Below are 14,444 nucleotides of genomic sequence, written 5' to 3'. Positions count from 1 at the left end.
CTCAACCGGTTCTTTGCAGCGGCGCGGCGGTCGAGGGCGGCGGGAACGCCCTTGCACCGTATTGCGCTGAGCGGCGTGACCGGGCGGTGACGAAGGTCTGCACGAGATCGCTCAGCACACGGGCACGTTCGGAGAGCTGGGTGTTGGCGGCGGTGGTCTCCTCGAACATCGCGGCGTTTTGTTGGGTGACGGTCTCGAGATCGGAGATCGCGCGGTTGACGCGGGCGAGGTGGTCGGATTGCGATTGCACCGCACGGGCCGAGGCGTGCAGCCGTCCGGTAATCGTGTCGACGGAGGTCTTGATGCCGCCCAGGGCCGCGCCCGTGCGCCTGACCAGATCGGCGCCGGATTGCACCTGCTGGTTCGAACGCAGGATGAGCTGGTTGATTTCGCGTGCCGCATTCGAGGAGCGTTGCGCCAGCGCGCGCACCTCGGCGGCGACGATGGCAAAGCCCCGCCCGGCCTCGCCGGCCCGCGCCGCCTCGACACCGGCATTGAGCGCCAGGAGGTTGGTCTGAAAGGCGATGTCGTCGATGACCGAGGTGATCTTGTCGATCTCGCCGGCGCTCCGCTCGATGTCCTGCATGGCTTCTACCGCCTGTTGCACGATGTCCACGCCTTCAGCCGCCTCCCGAGAGGTGGTTTCCGAGAGCGATTGCGCATCGGTCGAGTCGGACGCGACGGTTTCGAGCGATCCGGCGAGCGTGTTCACCGTGCGCGCGACATCGGCCAAAGTGGCCGCCTGGCGCTCCGTGCGACCGGCCAGATCGGTGGCGGACGCCGCGATTTCCCCTGACAGCCCCTGCATCTCGCCGGATTGCGTCCGCACGTCTTCGATGGCGGCGCCGAGGGTGGCCATGGACTGGTTGAAACTGTCGCGCAGGACAAGATAGGCGTCATCGAGCTCTTCGTCGATGCGCGTGCTCAGATTGCCTTTCGCGAGATCCTCCAGATGCGCTTCGAACACCGTGAGAAGAATGTCGAGTGCGGCTTCGCGCTGCGCCCGTTCGGCATCTTCGCGCTCGCGCAGACGCTGACGTTCCGCGCGGGCCTCCTGATTGTCGCGCAGGGCGGTCTCTGCGGTTTTCTGTGCCTTGGCAGCGCGGGCGCCGGCCTTCTGTGCCTGTACAAGCGCCTGTTCGGCGCGGGTTTTCTCGCTTTCCGCCAAGGACAGGGCGTCCTGCGCCTTGCGCGCAGCCTCCTGTGCAGCCTCGGTCCGGTTCGCGGCAAGGGCGCTCAACTCGTGCCGCCGTGCGAGCATGTACCCCAGAGCGAGGAACTCGAGCAGGCTGATGACCGAATGAAACGCCAGGCGGGACAGGTTGAAACCGAGGTCCGCATCCGGGAAAACCAGTGTCGGAGCGAAACCCAAAAGAACGGCGTGGTGAATGGAAATGGTCACGGCGGCCCAGAACAGGGCGCGGAAATCCGACATGATCACGATGCTGGCGAGCATCGCGAAGAACAGCATGTTGGTGTCGAGATGCAGCGGCAGGCCCGTCAGAGCTGTGTTCAGCGTGATGGTGAGACCGACCAGCGCCTGACCGACGACGATGGCGGCGAGGCTTTGCGGCAGACGGGGGGCAAGCCCACCCATCGCGGCAAAAAGCACACCGCCTGCCAACGCCAAGGGCAGAGCACCGCCGAGGAAGGCCACAAGCCCGACGAGCGCCAGAGCGAGTGGCGTACACATACGGGCCAGGACCCGCACAGCCTCCGTCGAGGCCGCGTCCGCAGGACGGGTCAGCGCCATTTCGATGAGATGTCGAAGCCGGGCGAGCGGAAGGGCCATATGATCTGGGTTCTGTCTGAAATCTGTTGCGTTTCCCTGAGCCTTAAACCAAGTCGCTTTCCGAAAGTTTAATATGCATGCGCCGTGGGCAAGTTTCCCGTGTTCTGCGGCTTGTCTGGTTCACAACGATGGCATAGACCGTTGCAAACACTGATCACTCGAGGGCTTCACACATGCGTCTGTCGCGCTATTTCCTTCCGGTTTTGAAAGAAACCCCCGCGGAGGCGCAGATCGCCTCGCACCGTCTCATGCTGCGCGCGGGGATGATCCGTCAGCAATCTGCGGGGATCTATTCCTGGCTGCCGCTGGGCTACAAGGTGCTCCGGAATGTCGAACGGATCGTGCACGAGGAACAACAGCGCGCGGGTCACATTCCGGTGCTGATGCCGACGATGCAATCCGCCGATCTGTGGCGTGAATCCGGTCGCTATGACGCCTATGGCGACGAGATGCTGCGGATCACCGACCGGCACGGGCGCGATATGCTCTACGGTCCGACCAACGAAGAGATGATCACCGACATTTTCCGGGGCTATGTGAAGTCCTACAAGGATCTGCCGCTGACGCTCTACCAGATCCAGTGGAAATTCCGTGACGAGATCCGTCCGCGTTTCGGTGTGATGCGGGGCCGTGAGTTCTTCATGAAGGACGGCTATACCTTCGATTTGACGATGGAAGACGCGCTGCATGCCTATAATCGCCACCTCGTCAGCTACCTGCGCACTTATGAGCGCATGGGGCTTCAGGCGATCCCGATGCGCGCCGATGGCGGTCCGATCGGCGGTGACTACACGCATGAATTCCTCGTGCTGGCCGAAACCGGCGAATCCGAGGTATTCTATGACAGCGAGATCACCGATCTGAAATTCGGCGACCGCGAGATCGACTACGACAGCGTAGATCAGTGCCAGGCCGTGCTCGAAGAGTTCACCTCGCGCTACGCCCGCACCGACGAGACCCATGACGAGGCGATCTTTGCCGAGGTCCCCGAAGAGCGCCGTCGCAGCGCGCGCGGCATCGAGGTCGGTCAGATTTTCTACTTCGGCACGAAATACTCCGAATCCATGGGCGCGACCGTGCAAGGCCCGGATGGCAAACCGACGCCTGTGCACATGGGCTCGCATGGCATCGGTGTGTCGCGTCTTCTGGGCGCGCTGATCGAGGCAAACCATGACGACAAGGGCATCATCTGGCCGGAGGGGGTGACGCCGTTCCACGTCGGCATCGTCAACCTGAAACAGGGCGATGAAGAGGCGGATGCGGCCTGTGAGGCGCTGTATAAATCGTTCGAAACGCTGGGGCTTGAGCCGCTTTACGACGACCGCAACGAGCGCGCGGGCGGCAAATTCGCTACCATGGACCTGATCGGTTTGCCCTGGCGCATCACTGTCGGTCCGCGCGGCCTCAAAAATGGTGTGGTCGAAGTGACCTGCCGCCGCAGCGGTGAGAGCGAAGAGATGACGCCGGAACTGGCGGTTGAGAAAATCGTGAAAATCTACGCGGGTGTCTAACGACGCCATCGGCGAGTTTTCGCGAGATTTCGCACATTCGGGGGCGGGGCATTTGTGTCCCGCCCCCGAATCCTTTTAGCCTCTGCGCCATAGAAATTCCGCAAAGACGGATTCCGCAGCAGACGGAAGAGAGGCAGCCATGTTGAGAGCACTCGCCCTTGCGGGCGGCCTGTTGGGGGCCGCCGTTGTGTCCCAGTTTCCCGAGTTCACCCAGCAATATACCCAACGCCTCGCCGGTCAGGTCGAGGCCCTCGGCGTTGTGATTGCCGATTTCGACGCCTCCGCGCAGAAAGCGGAAATGACCAGGGAGGAAGCGTTGGCCTCCATGGGCGGTTCGGTATTTCTCGAAAACCGTCGTCGTGACATGCGTGAAACCATCGACCGGCACGGACGTCTCTCCGACGACCTCACCGTGTTGCGCGCCGCCACGCCGCTCGAGCGGCTGACCATGCCGCAGCGTGTGGCCGACACGAAACTCGCCCGTGCCACCTTCGACGATTTCCGCCCGGCTTTGCCGCTCACGCTCGAGGGCGGGATTTCCGCGCTTGCGGGCTATGCGGCGGGCTGGGCCGCGCTCTCGGGGCTTCTGGCGCTTCTGCTCTGGCCGTTCCGGCGCAGCAAGACGCGTGCGGGTCTCACGTTCTGATCGCTGGCGTTCACGCAGGCTTCACCCCGCCTGCGCTTGACCTTTGGCGTGCCAAAGGGTTTGGTCTGGCAAACTTGTGAGGAGCCCCCCGGTGGACGCGGCCAGAACGACCAAGCCCTTTTCCCGCTTCGAGTGGAAAATCGCCTTTGCCTACCTGCGCGCGCGGCGCGAAGAGGGGGGCGTGTCGGTGATGACATGGATTTCTCTGATCGGCATCACTTTGGCCGTGGCGGCGCTGATCATCACGCTTGCGGTGCGCACCGGGTTTCGCGATGAATTCGTCGATACGATCCTCGGCTCCAATGCGCATGTGACGGTCTATTCCTCGATCTACGTGACGCCGGAGGGCACCACCTCGCGTGCGCTCACGGATTATGACGACTGGGCCGCCAAGCTGCGCGAGGTGCCGGGGGTGACCCGCGCCGCGCCTCTGGTGCGCGGGCAGGTCATGGTCTCGTCTAACGGTCGCAATGCAGGCATCGAGGTCTATGGCATCACGCCCGAGAACCTGATGACTATCCCGCGTGTGGCGATCTCGCCGGACGAGCATTGGGGCGATGTTTCGCGCTTCTCTGAGGGCATTGCCATCGGCTCCGGCGTGGCGAGCGAGCTGGGCGTTACCGTCGGCGACAAGATCAAGCTGATTTCACCGGATGGCGCCAAGACCGCCTTCGGCACAAGTCCGCGCGTATCGGCCTTCGAAGTCGTCTATGTCTTCTCCGCCGGGCGCTATGACATTGACAAGACACGCGCTTACCTGCCTTTCGCCGAGGCGCAGAAGTTCTTCAACCGGCAGGGTGCTGCCGACGAGATCGAAGTGATGGTGGAGCACCCGGATCAGGTCGACGACATCACCCTGCCGCTCTTGCAAGCCGTCGGAGAGCGGGGCATGGTCTGGACCTGGCGCGATGCCTCGGGGGCCTTCCTGCGCGCGCTCGACATCGAGGACAATGTGATGTTCGTCATCCTCTCGGTGCTGGTGCTGATCGCCTCGATGAACATCGTCTCCGGGCTTATCATGCTGGTTAAGAACAAGGGCCGGGACATCGGCATCCTGCGCACCGTGGGGCTGACCGAAGGGTCCGTGTTGCGGGTGTTTTTCATCTGCGGGGCGATCACCGGCGTGTTGGGGACGCTTTTCGGCGTGATCCTCGGGTCGTTGTTTGCGATTTATATCGACCAGGTGTTGAGTTTCGTGAACTGGATGAGCGGCGGCGGGGCTTGGGACCCGTCGATCCGGGGCATTTACGAACTGCCCGCCGAGCTGCGTGCCGTCGATATTTTCAAAGCGGTCGGCCTCTCGCTTGGCCTGTCCTTCATCGTCACCATCCTGCCCGCGCGCCGAGCCGCACGGATGAACCCTGTGGAGGCGTTGCGCTATGAGTGACATGCTGTCCCTGAACCAGATCCGAAAGACCTACAACGCCGGAAAACCCAACGAAGTCGATGTGTTGCGCGGCGTGGACCTCACCGTCGCACGCGGCGAGATCGTTGGGCTGATCGCGCCGTCCGGGGCCGGGAAATCGACGCTTCTGCACATCGCGGGGCTTCTGGACCTGCCCGACACGGGCACGGTTCGGATCAATGGGCAGGACATGACCGGGCAGGGCGACAAGACCCGCACCGCCATGCGCCGCGCGGGGGTCGGGTTCATCTATCAGTTTCACCACCTGCTGCCCGAGTTCACGGCCCTCGACAACGTCGTCCTGCCGCAGCTCGCCAATGCCGTTTCGGAGCGAGAAGCGCGGGACAGGGCGATGAATTTGCTCGAAAAAGTCGGCGTGGGAAAACGCGCCGGACACCGTCCCTCGGCGCTTTCGGGCGGCGAACAGCAACGGGTCGCCTTTTGCCGTGCGCTGGCCAACAAGCCGGGGCTTTTGCTTGCGGACGAACCGACCGGGAACCTCGATCCGACGACCTCGGCTTTGGTGTTCGATGTGCTGATGGGGATTGTGCGCGACGAGGGGCTGTCGGCCCTGATCGCCACGCATAACCTTGAATTGGCTGCGAAAATGGACCGGGTGGTGCGGCTTGAAGACGGCCAGATCGTGCCGGTTTAAGGGGTTTCCCCGAGAAACCGGGCGCGCTCATGGGCGTAGCCGAGACCGCCCCCGGCATGGAGCTTGCGCGCCAGCGCCAGACCGCTGAAAATCGGAAAGGCGCGGGTGGTTTCTGCCTCCGGCAGGAGCGACAAAAGCGGTGTGGTGATCGCAGAAGTCAGGCCAAATTCGCTATGTTCTGCAAGGCCTTGCGCGAAACAGGCGATGTCTTCGAGGAGTGCGTTCGACCGCCGTCCGGAGAGGTCGATGGCGGTGACGCCCGCGGGGCCTATGATCAGGTTTGCGGGCCAGAAATCGCCATGACCGCCACAGATCGTCAGGATTTCGGGCGCGTGTTTTAACAAATCGCGGGTGCGCAGGACCACGTCGCGGGCGGGGCCGTCGGCGCAGTCGTCGAGGATGCGCCGGGCGCGGGCCATGGGGAAGGCGCCGGGGTGCCGGTCATCGCGCGTGGCCTCTGACAGCCACAGACGCGCGGCTTCGACAAGCTCGGGGAGGGCTGCGGCGCCGCGGTCGCGGAGCAGCTCATCCCCGCTTTTCCCCTCGATGAAGGAGATCACGAAAAACCCGGCTTTCGGAGCGATATGAAGCACTTGTGGCACATGGGCAGGACGGCCCGCGAGGGTTTCGAGCATCTCGCGCAGCGCGGAGGTCTGGCCGTTGACGGCACGGGTTTTCTCGCTGTGCCAGATCAGCTTGGCAATCGCCGGATGGTCGTCCCAGAGGAGGCGAAACACCGCGCGCTGACCACGGGTCTGGACGGCATCGACGTCTTTGGCGCGGGCGGCGAGATGGGGGCGTTCGGTGAACAGCGCTTCGAGCCGCCGATGGGCGGCGGTGAGGGCCAGAGTGTCGAAAGACCGGATCATGGCGCGACTATGCGGCGTGGAAGCCGGGCGGTCAAAGGCTTTGATCGGGGCTTTCAGGATGCGTTGAGAGCTGTCGGCAAAGCGTCGGATTTGCGTCGGACTTTTGTCGGCCCCTGATGGTGGACCCTGCGCGAGCGGGCGCAGGGTCGGGGACGACGGGGTCAGTTGCCGGTGATGTTGTTGTAAATCCCCATGGCGGTGATCACGATCGCGGCGTCGCGGGCGATCTTGTAGATCGTGTCGCCGGAGACCACGTATCGGTCGCCTTTCGGATCGGGCAGACCGTAGCGGTCGTAATCTCGGATCACCCGGTAGCCGTCGGGCAGACGGTCGCCACGCTCGTAGCGGTAAGCCGCCTGTTTGCCGTAGCATTGCTGTGCGAGGCCCGGCGGCAGGGTGCTGCGCTTGCCCTCACGCATCTGCTTTTCGATCCCCGGCGGCAGGTGACAGCCTTTGGGCACGTGGTAGACATAGACCTCTTGCGGGGCGTTTCTGGGTTTCTTGTCCTTGTGCCCGTCGGCGAGCGCCGGGGCGGCGGCGAGGGCCGCGGCGGCAAGGAGAAGGGGTTTGGTGAAAGAGATCATGCTCTGTCCTCCGAATGTCGTTTGTCGGAGATATAACCCGGCCGGGCGCGGAAGGGTTCCCCTCAGTGAGGGGATGGGCGGAAGGGTGCCGAGGCGGGGGGGATTGTTGCCGGTGGGGGTGCCGATTTTTGGTCTTGTCCGACTTCCGGTCTTTGTGATTCAGTCAGGGAAAAGGAGATCAGAGGGATTATGGGCCTCAGATACCATCCCACTCAGGGAACCGTTGTTTGCGTCGATTTCGATAAAGGATTTGTGCCACCGGAGATGATCAAGCCGAGGCTTGCGGTGGTTGTGTCCAAGGCGATCAAAAATCGTCACGGGCTTTGCACCGTTGTGCCGTTGAGCACGACTGCACCGGAACCGGCGATGCCCTATCATTGTACGCTGGATATTCCATTTGCCTTGCCGCCGAGGTGGGGCAAGATCACGCGCTGGGTGAAGGGGGATATGGTGTGTTCCGTGAGCTGGCAGCGGACGGATTTGTTGCGGCTTGGGAAGGATCGCAACGGGCGGCGGGTTTACCAGATGGAAACGCTTCCTGAGGCAGAGTTGGCGCGTGTGATGTCTTGTGTGCTGCATGGGCTGGGCCTGTCGGTTTTGACAAAGCATCTGTGAAGGATTATATTTCGCTTGTGGCGGCCCTGCTTCGGCATCCGCATTAAGACCCTACCAAGGGCCGCTGGTCAGACCGGAGACAGCAATCCGATGGCCAGTGCTGTAAGGCCCCGCTTCGGCGGGGTCTTTGCTTTTGGGGCTAGGTTTGCTGATCCTGTATACGATGCGTGCCGGTTGCCGTTTCAACAAATTGACCATTTTCAAAATGGAATATTTGTTTTCTTATGATATTTTCATTACCTATTGAATCCACTGCCAGTTCTAGTCCGTCAATTTTTTCAATTGGTTGTGCTGCCTGAAGTGAAATTTCAAATTCAGTGCCATTTAATATGTTGTGCCGTGCTTTCGGGGCTATTTTCAGGTTTAGGTCTTCTGCTCTGAAGGATACGAAGTTAACTTTTCTTGCATCTCCACCTCTATTAATGACCTTAAACTTTCGTGTGTGTGTGCCCATAGAACTACTGCCGCCGGATGCAGTGAGCATAAATCTCGGGGCGAGCTGTTCCATCCATTCTTTTTCAGAACGTGCAGCTTCGTGTTCACGCTTTTCGATCTCTAAACTAAGTTGTTGTTTAGAAACTCCGACCAAAGCAGTTTGTTGCTCAACAGAGCTCTTCAACTCTGCCGACTGCATCTCAAGAGCTCGTACACTATTTTGCAATTCATGACTTTGTAGCCAGAAACCAAGCACGACCCAAAAGAGTGCAAGGGGGCCAAATACCCCTGCGAGAAAATCGCCCCATTCGTTTGGCTTTAGTGCATGGAACCTCGACCAATCAAAATAGATCCAAATGACTATGACCAAAAGATATATGCTGGTTGTGATTATACCGAAGCGTTTCAATTTCTTCTTCTCGAAAGTAAAACTTTTGAGATCTCCTAAACATCCAATTCCTCAACAAACCGCGCGTTTTCCTGAATGTACTGGAACCTTAGCTCCGGTTTTTTCCCCATCAGACGCTCCACCAGATCGGCGGTTTCGCCGGGTTCGTCTTCGTCGATCGTCACCCGGATGAGCTTGCGCGTGGCCGGGTCCATCGTGGTTTCTTTCAAATCCTTGGCGTCCATTTCGCCCAAGCCCTTGAACCGCGAGACGTCGATTTTACCTTTGCCGCCAAGGCCTTTCTCCAGCCACAGGTCGCGTTCCGCCTCATCCAGGCAGTAGACGCGTTTTGCCCCCTGCGTCAGACGGTAGAGCGGCGGGCAGGCGAGGAAGAGATGGCCTTGGTCGATCAGGGGGCGCATCTGGGTGTAGAAGAAGGTCATCAACAGCGAGGCGATGTGGGCGCCGTCGACGTCGGCGTCGGTCATGATGATGACGCGTTCATAGCGCAGGTCGTCGACGTTGAAGCGCGTGCCCATGCCAACGCCCAAGGCCTCGCAGAGATCGGAGATTTCCTGGTTCGAGGTGAGCTTGTTCGAGGCTGCGCCCAAGACGTTGAGGATTTTACCTTTGAGCGGCAACAAAGCCTGCGTTTCGCGTTTGCGGGCACCTTTGGCGGAACCGCCGGCGCTGTCGCCCTCGACGATGAACAGCTCGGTGTTCGAGCGGTCTTTCGAGGTACAGTCGGTGAGCTTGCCCGGCAGGCGGAGTTTCTTGGTCGCGGATTTGCGCTGGGTCTCTTTTTCCTGACGGCGGCGCATGCGTTCTTCGGCGCGCAAGACGAGGAAATCGAGGATGGCACCGGCGGATTTGGTGTCGGCGGCGAGCCAGTTGTCGAAGTGATCGCGGACGGAGTTCTCGACGAGACGCGCGGCCTCGGTGGTGGCGAGGCGGTCCTTGGTCTGGCCGACGAATTCGGGATCGGCGATGAAACAGGAGACAAGCGCACAGCCGCCGGTCAGGAGATCGTCGCGGGTGATGTCCTTGGCCTTCTTGTTGCCGACCAGTTCGCCGTAGGCGCGCACGCCCTTGAGCACGGCGGCCCAGAAGCCCGCCTCATGGGTGCCGCCCTCGGGTGTGGGCACGGTGTTACAGTAGGACTGGATGAACCCGTCGCGCGACGGGGTCCAGTTGATCGCCCATTCGACCTTGCCGGGGACGCCGAAGCGGGGGCCGAATTCGACCACGCCAGCGAAGGGCCGCTCGGAATAGGTGGTCACGGCGCCCAGCGTCTCAGACAGGTAATCGGCGAGGCCGCCGGGGAAGTGGAAGGTGGCCTCAGTGGGCGTTTCGCCATCGTCGATCTCGGATTTCCAGCGAATTTCGACGCCGGAGAAGAGATAGGCCTTGGAGCGGGCGAGGGTGAAGAGGCGCTTGGGTTTGAACCGGTGCGAGCCGAAAATTTCGGCATCGGCGTGGAATTTCACCGAGGTGCCACGCCGGTTCGGGGCCGCGCCGATTTTCTCGACCGGACCCTGCGGAATGCCACGGGAGAAGCGCTGTTCGAACAGCTCCTTGTTCTTGGCGACCTGCACGATCATCAGATCGGAGAGCGCGTTCACCACGGAGGAGCCGACGCCGTGCAGACCGCCGGAGGTCTGATAGGCCTTGCCGGAGAATTTGCCGCCGGCGTGGAGCGTGCAGAGGATGACCTCGAGCGCGGATTTGCCGGGGAATTTCGGGTGCGGATCGACCGGGATGCCACGACCGTTGTCGGTGATGGTCACCGAGTAATCCGCATGAAGTGTCATCTCGATGCGGTTGGCGTGACCGGCGACGGCCTCGTCCATCGAATTGTCGAGAATCTCGGCCACGAGGTGATGCAGCGCGCGCTCGTCGGTGCCGCCGATATACATGCCCGGACGTTTTCGGACGGGTTCCAGCCCTTCGAGCACCTCGATGGAGGAAGCGTCATAGGCGGGCTCGGCCCCTGCGAGGAGATCGTCGGACATGGTGATTGCTCGATTCTTATGATGGCGAATTTGGTCAAGGATTAGACCATCGGGGCGCAAAAGGCGCAAGCGCTTGCGGGGGAAAGGTCGAAAACCTTGCCTCAGATCAAGGAAAGGACAAGGATTTTCGTGTAACAGGGAGATGACAAGCGCACAGTTTGCCGAACAATGGAGATATGCCCGCATGACGACGCCCATGACGCCCGCCACCGAAACCCCTGTGTCCGCCGAGACGCCGACCGGGACCGTGAACGGAACCGTCAATGGCACGTCTCCTGTGCCGCAGGCGAGCGGGGCGGATGATGCGGTCGTGCATGGCGGGCCGAAGCAATTCCCGACGGTGACGCCGGACAAGATCCGCGCCGCCTTCGAGACCGGCAAATACCCGTATCGCAAGAAGATGTCGCGGCTGGAATACGAGCGCACCAAGGTGGCGCTTCAGGCGGAATTGCTCAAGGCGCAGCTTTGGGCGCAGCAGACCGGCGAGAAATATGTGTTGTTGTTCGAGGGGCGCGATGCGGCGGGCAAGGGCGGCACGATCAAGCGGTTCATGGAGCATATGAACCCGCGGCATGCGCGTGTCGTGGCGCTCAACAAACCGACGGAGACCGAAAAGGGCCAGTGGTTCTTCCAACGCTATGTCGAACACCTGCCGACCAGCGGAGAATTCGTGCTCTATGACCGCTCGTGGTACAACCGCGCGGGGGTCGAGCGGGTGATGGGGTTCTGCACGCCGAACGAATATCTCGAATTCATGCGCCAGACGCCGGAATTCGAACGCATGCTGACGCGTTCGGGGATCAAGCTTTACAAATACTGGTTCTCGGTGACCCAGGCCGAACAGCAGCGCCGGTTTAAATCGCGCGAAACCGATCCGCTCAAGCAATGGAAACTGTCGCCGATCGACAAGGCCTCTCTCGACAAATGGGACGATTACACCGAGGCGAAAGAGGCGATGTTCTTTTACACGGACACGGCGGATGCGCCATGGATCATCGTGAAATCGAACGACAAGAAACGCGCCCGGATCGAATGCATGAAGCACTTCCTGATGACCCTCGATTACCCGGATAAGGACGAAGACCTGATCGGCGAGCCGGATCCGCTGATCGTGGGGCAGGCGGGGCATGTGGTGCATAAGAGCGAACATATTCTTGCCTCCGCACTGCACCCGGATGCGCGGCGCGGCAGGAACGGGAAAGTGTAAACGGAGCCGCCCCTCTTACGTTTCCTCGGCTTAGGTCTGCCCGGCTTACGTTTCCCAGAGAGCGTCTCCGCAGCCCTCCCAATTCGGGAAGCGGCTACGGAGGCCTTCGATCTCGCGTTCCAGTTCGTCAATCCTGCGGTCTTTTTCGGCCAGCGCGGCGGCCACATCCTCGGCTTCGAAGCGCTGGGGGATATGCTGCGGGCAATTCACGTCCCAGGCTTCGACCTCGATCAGAAAGGCTCTCTCGGCCCGGCCTCGCATGGCGTCAGGCATCAGGCGGGCGACCAGATCGGGGTCGTCCTCGACCATGCGCGCACGGCCCCAGATCTTGACCCGGCGCCTGTGGGCATAGTCAATCAGGAACAACTCCACCCTGTCGTTTTCGGACAGGTTGCCGAGGGAAATATACTGACCGTTGCCGCGCAGATCGGCCATGCCGATGCTGCGCGAATCCAGCACTTTCAGAAAGCCCGGCGGACCGCCGCGATGCTGGACATAGGGCTGGCCTTCGGCGCTGGCCGTTGCGAGGAAGACGCTACGCTGGGCGGAGATGAACGCTTCGAGGTCCGGGGAGATGTCGATGGGCCATTGGGCCCGTGCATATTGTGGACGGGAGCCAAGCCTGTCTTGTGCCGCCTGAACGGCGAGGGAAAAGGCAAGGCCGTCGGGGGAGCGGTCGAAATCGGACATGTGTATTCCTCGGATTTTGCGCGGCGGCGCGGATCGGCTGACACATGTATCGGATTTCGGTATATCATCGGCAAGAATGCACTATTTATATACTCAGTATCAAAGAGGATACCATGGAGGACCGGAACACCGGCGCGCCGGGACGGGCGCAGCGTTTCACCAGCTATAGCCATTCGAAGAATTGTGCGGTCGAAAGCGCGCTCGAGGTGATCGGCGGCAAGTGGAAGGGCGTCATCCTGTTCCATCTGCTGAGCGGAGAGATGCGGTTCAGCGAAATCAGGCGCGCGGTGGGCGCGATTACGCAACGCACGTTGACGAAGCAACTGCGGGAGTTGGAGGCGGACGGTGTGTTGACGCGCACCGTCTATCCGGTGGTGCCACCCAAGGTGGAATACCGGTTGACGGAGAAGGGCGAGGCGCTAACACCGATCCTGACGGGGCTGCGCGCTTGGGGGCTTCGGTATACGCTGTCGGAAACGGATGCGACCGGGGAGGAGGCGTAAGCCTCTTTGTCTTAGCCGTTGGCTGCGGCGAATTTGCTCATCAGATAAGGCCCGGAGGTGACTGCCTCGGAGGCGGGGCCGGAGAGCGGTTTGACCTCGGCGTGCCAGTTCGGCTGATGGAAATAGGCAATCGACATGCGGGTCTTGGTGGCCCAGTCCGGCGGCGTGACGACGCGGTGCAGGGTCGAGGTCCAGCGGCCACCCGTCCAGAGCGCCATGAGATCGCCGATGTTGATCACGAAGGCGCCGTCGACAGGCGGGATGCCTTTCCAGTTCCCTTCCGGCGTCAGGATTTCCAGGCCGCGCGAGCCGGGTTCGGGCAGGAGGATGGTGAGGGAACCATAGTCCGTATGGGCGCCCGCGCGGAGCTGGTTTTCTTCGGGGGTCTTGTCTTGCGCGGGGTAATTGAGCGCCCGCATGCCGGAGATCGGCGTGGTGATATAGGGTGCGAAATGATCGGCGGGCAGCTTCAGCGCGACGGCGAAGACCTCCATGATCCGGGCCGCCAAGGCCTCCATTTCCGCATAATAGCTGCGCCATGCGTCTTTGAAGCCCGGCAGGTCCGGGAAGGGTGTCGGGGCGTAGCAAAAGGCGAGCGCATCGGGGTCGGTCTCGCCGGGCGGGATGGCGGCGGGGCCGCCGTTGAAACTTTCCTTCAGGTCCGGGGGCGTGTCCCCACCGCGGGATTTCGCCAGAGCCTCGGTGCCGGGGCCGAGATAGCCATAGGGACCGCCCGGAGTGGGGGCGACCTTGTGTTTCGCCTCAGGCGATTGCGCGAAAAAGGCACGGGCGTGGGACCAGAGCGCCGCGATCACATCCGTGGGCACATCGTGGCCGGTGACGGCGAGAAAGCCGGTTTCGCGACAGATGCGATCCACCTCGGCACCGATGGCCGCGCGGCCCTCTGGCCTCGCGGCGGCAAAGGCGGCGAGGTCGAGCAGGGGAAAGTCGGGGGTGGTGTCGGTCATGGTGCGGGCTTTCTGTTGTGCTGTGCCGATAGAACGGGCGCGCGGGGCTTCTGTCAATTTCTGCCGTGACGCGCGGCGGTGCACAGGGCCGTTGCAGGGCCATTGCAACGCGGGCAGGCTCTATCTCTGAGCAGATCTGGCCCCATGACAGGGCGCGGGCGATG

General features: G+C 61.7%; 14 protein-coding genes. 7 read left to right on the top strand and 7 right to left on the bottom strand.

Translation table 11 applies throughout. The annotated features are described in order from the left end of the window. Position 1: 1 nt before the first annotated feature. Positions 2-1,792, bottom strand: coding sequence for a methyl-accepting chemotaxis protein (locus NH195_RS09110; RefSeq protein WP_066705752.1), 1,791 nt, complete (start codon positions 1,790-1,792; stop codon positions 2-4). A 173-nt stretch (positions 1,793-1,965) separates the two neighbouring features. Here NH195_RS09110 and proS point away from each other — a divergent pair, with 173 nt between their 5' ends. The 4 genes from proS (at position 1,966) to NH195_RS09090 (ending at position 6,009) form a co-directional block, all read left to right on the top strand. Then, complete coding sequence (gene proS / locus NH195_RS09105) at positions 1,966-3,303, top strand: proline--tRNA ligase (protein ID WP_066705750.1); 1,338 nt, start codon at positions 1,966-1,968, stop codon at positions 3,301-3,303. A 139-nt stretch (positions 3,304-3,442) separates the two neighbouring features. After that, positions 3,443-3,949, top strand: coding sequence for a DUF2937 family protein (locus NH195_RS09100; RefSeq protein WP_066705748.1), 507 nt, complete (start codon positions 3,443-3,445; stop codon positions 3,947-3,949). A gap of 91 nt (positions 3,950-4,040) precedes the next feature. Beyond that, positions 4,041-5,336, top strand: a complete 1,296-nt coding sequence (locus tag NH195_RS09095; protein WP_066705746.1) for a lipoprotein-releasing ABC transporter permease subunit — start codon at positions 4,041-4,043, stop codon at positions 5,334-5,336. After that, positions 5,329-6,009, top strand: coding sequence for an ABC transporter ATP-binding protein (locus NH195_RS09090; RefSeq protein ID WP_066705744.1), 681 nt, complete (start codon positions 5,329-5,331; stop codon positions 6,007-6,009). The genes NH195_RS09095 and NH195_RS09090 overlap by 8 nt, the downstream gene beginning before the upstream one ends. Here the strand turns inward: NH195_RS09090 and NH195_RS09085 are convergent. Both NH195_RS09085 and NH195_RS09080 read right to left on the bottom strand, forming a co-directional pair. Next, positions 6,006-6,878 carry a phosphotransferase gene (locus NH195_RS09085; protein WP_066705742.1) on the bottom strand — a complete coding sequence of 291 codons (873 nt, stop codon included), beginning with the start codon at positions 6,876-6,878 and terminating at the stop codon, positions 6,006-6,008. The two genes, NH195_RS09090 and NH195_RS09085, sit on opposite strands and share 4 nt — an antisense overlap. A gap of 161 nt (positions 6,879-7,039) precedes the next feature. Further along, on the bottom strand, positions 7,040-7,462 hold the full coding sequence (locus NH195_RS09080) for an RcnB family protein (protein ID WP_066705741.1): 423 nt from the start codon (positions 7,460-7,462) through the stop codon (positions 7,040-7,042). A 189-nt stretch (positions 7,463-7,651) separates the two neighbouring features. On the opposite strand from NH195_RS09080, the gene NH195_RS09075 reads away from it, so the two are divergent. Beyond that, positions 7,652-8,077 carry a type II toxin-antitoxin system PemK/MazF family toxin gene (locus NH195_RS09075; RefSeq protein WP_066705739.1) on the top strand — a complete coding sequence of 142 codons (426 nt, stop codon included), beginning with the start codon at positions 7,652-7,654 and terminating at the stop codon, positions 8,075-8,077. 139 nt (positions 8,078-8,216) lie between these two features. Here NH195_RS09075 and NH195_RS21155 read toward each other — a convergent pair whose 3' ends face one another. Both NH195_RS21155 and parE read right to left on the bottom strand, forming a co-directional pair. Next, on the bottom strand, positions 8,217-8,921 hold the full coding sequence (locus tag NH195_RS21155; RefSeq protein ID WP_155846125.1) for a hypothetical protein: 705 nt from the start codon (positions 8,919-8,921) through the stop codon (positions 8,217-8,219). 35 nt (positions 8,922-8,956) lie between these two features. Continuing rightward, positions 8,957-10,912 carry a DNA topoisomerase IV subunit B gene (gene parE / locus NH195_RS09070; RefSeq protein WP_066705737.1) on the bottom strand — a complete coding sequence of 652 codons (1,956 nt, stop codon included), beginning with the start codon at positions 10,910-10,912 and terminating at the stop codon, positions 8,957-8,959. Between the two features lie 184 nt (positions 10,913-11,096). Between parE and ppk2 the strand changes: the two genes are divergently transcribed. After that, entirely contained in the window at positions 11,097-12,119 is a 1,023-nt protein-coding gene (gene ppk2 / locus NH195_RS09065; RefSeq protein ID WP_238379734.1) for a polyphosphate kinase 2, read from the top strand. Between the two features lie 45 nt (positions 12,120-12,164). Here ppk2 and NH195_RS09060 read toward each other — a convergent pair whose 3' ends face one another. Next, positions 12,165-12,809, bottom strand: a complete 645-nt coding sequence (locus tag NH195_RS09060; protein ID WP_066705736.1) for a pyridoxamine 5'-phosphate oxidase family protein — start codon at positions 12,807-12,809, stop codon at positions 12,165-12,167. Between the two features lie 113 nt (positions 12,810-12,922). On the opposite strand from NH195_RS09060, the gene NH195_RS09055 reads away from it, so the two are divergent. Then, on the top strand, positions 12,923-13,312 hold the full coding sequence (locus NH195_RS09055; protein ID WP_066705734.1) for a winged helix-turn-helix transcriptional regulator: 390 nt from the start codon (positions 12,923-12,925) through the stop codon (positions 13,310-13,312). An 11-nt stretch (positions 13,313-13,323) separates the two neighbouring features. On the opposite strand, the gene NH195_RS09050 is transcribed toward NH195_RS09055, so the two are convergent. Further along, positions 13,324-14,280 carry an isopenicillin N synthase family dioxygenase gene (locus NH195_RS09050; RefSeq protein WP_066705732.1) on the bottom strand — a complete coding sequence of 319 codons (957 nt, stop codon included), beginning with the start codon at positions 14,278-14,280 and terminating at the stop codon, positions 13,324-13,326. Positions 14,281-14,444: the final 164 nt, after the last annotated feature.

It is taken from the genome of Celeribacter ethanolicus (assembly GCF_001550095.1).
In the GTDB taxonomy this organism is placed as follows: Bacteria; Pseudomonadota; Alphaproteobacteria; order Rhodobacterales; family Rhodobacteraceae; genus Celeribacter; species Celeribacter ethanolicus.
Note: the sequence above shows the minus strand (reverse complement) of the source record. Positions and strands in the feature narration are given on the sequence as shown.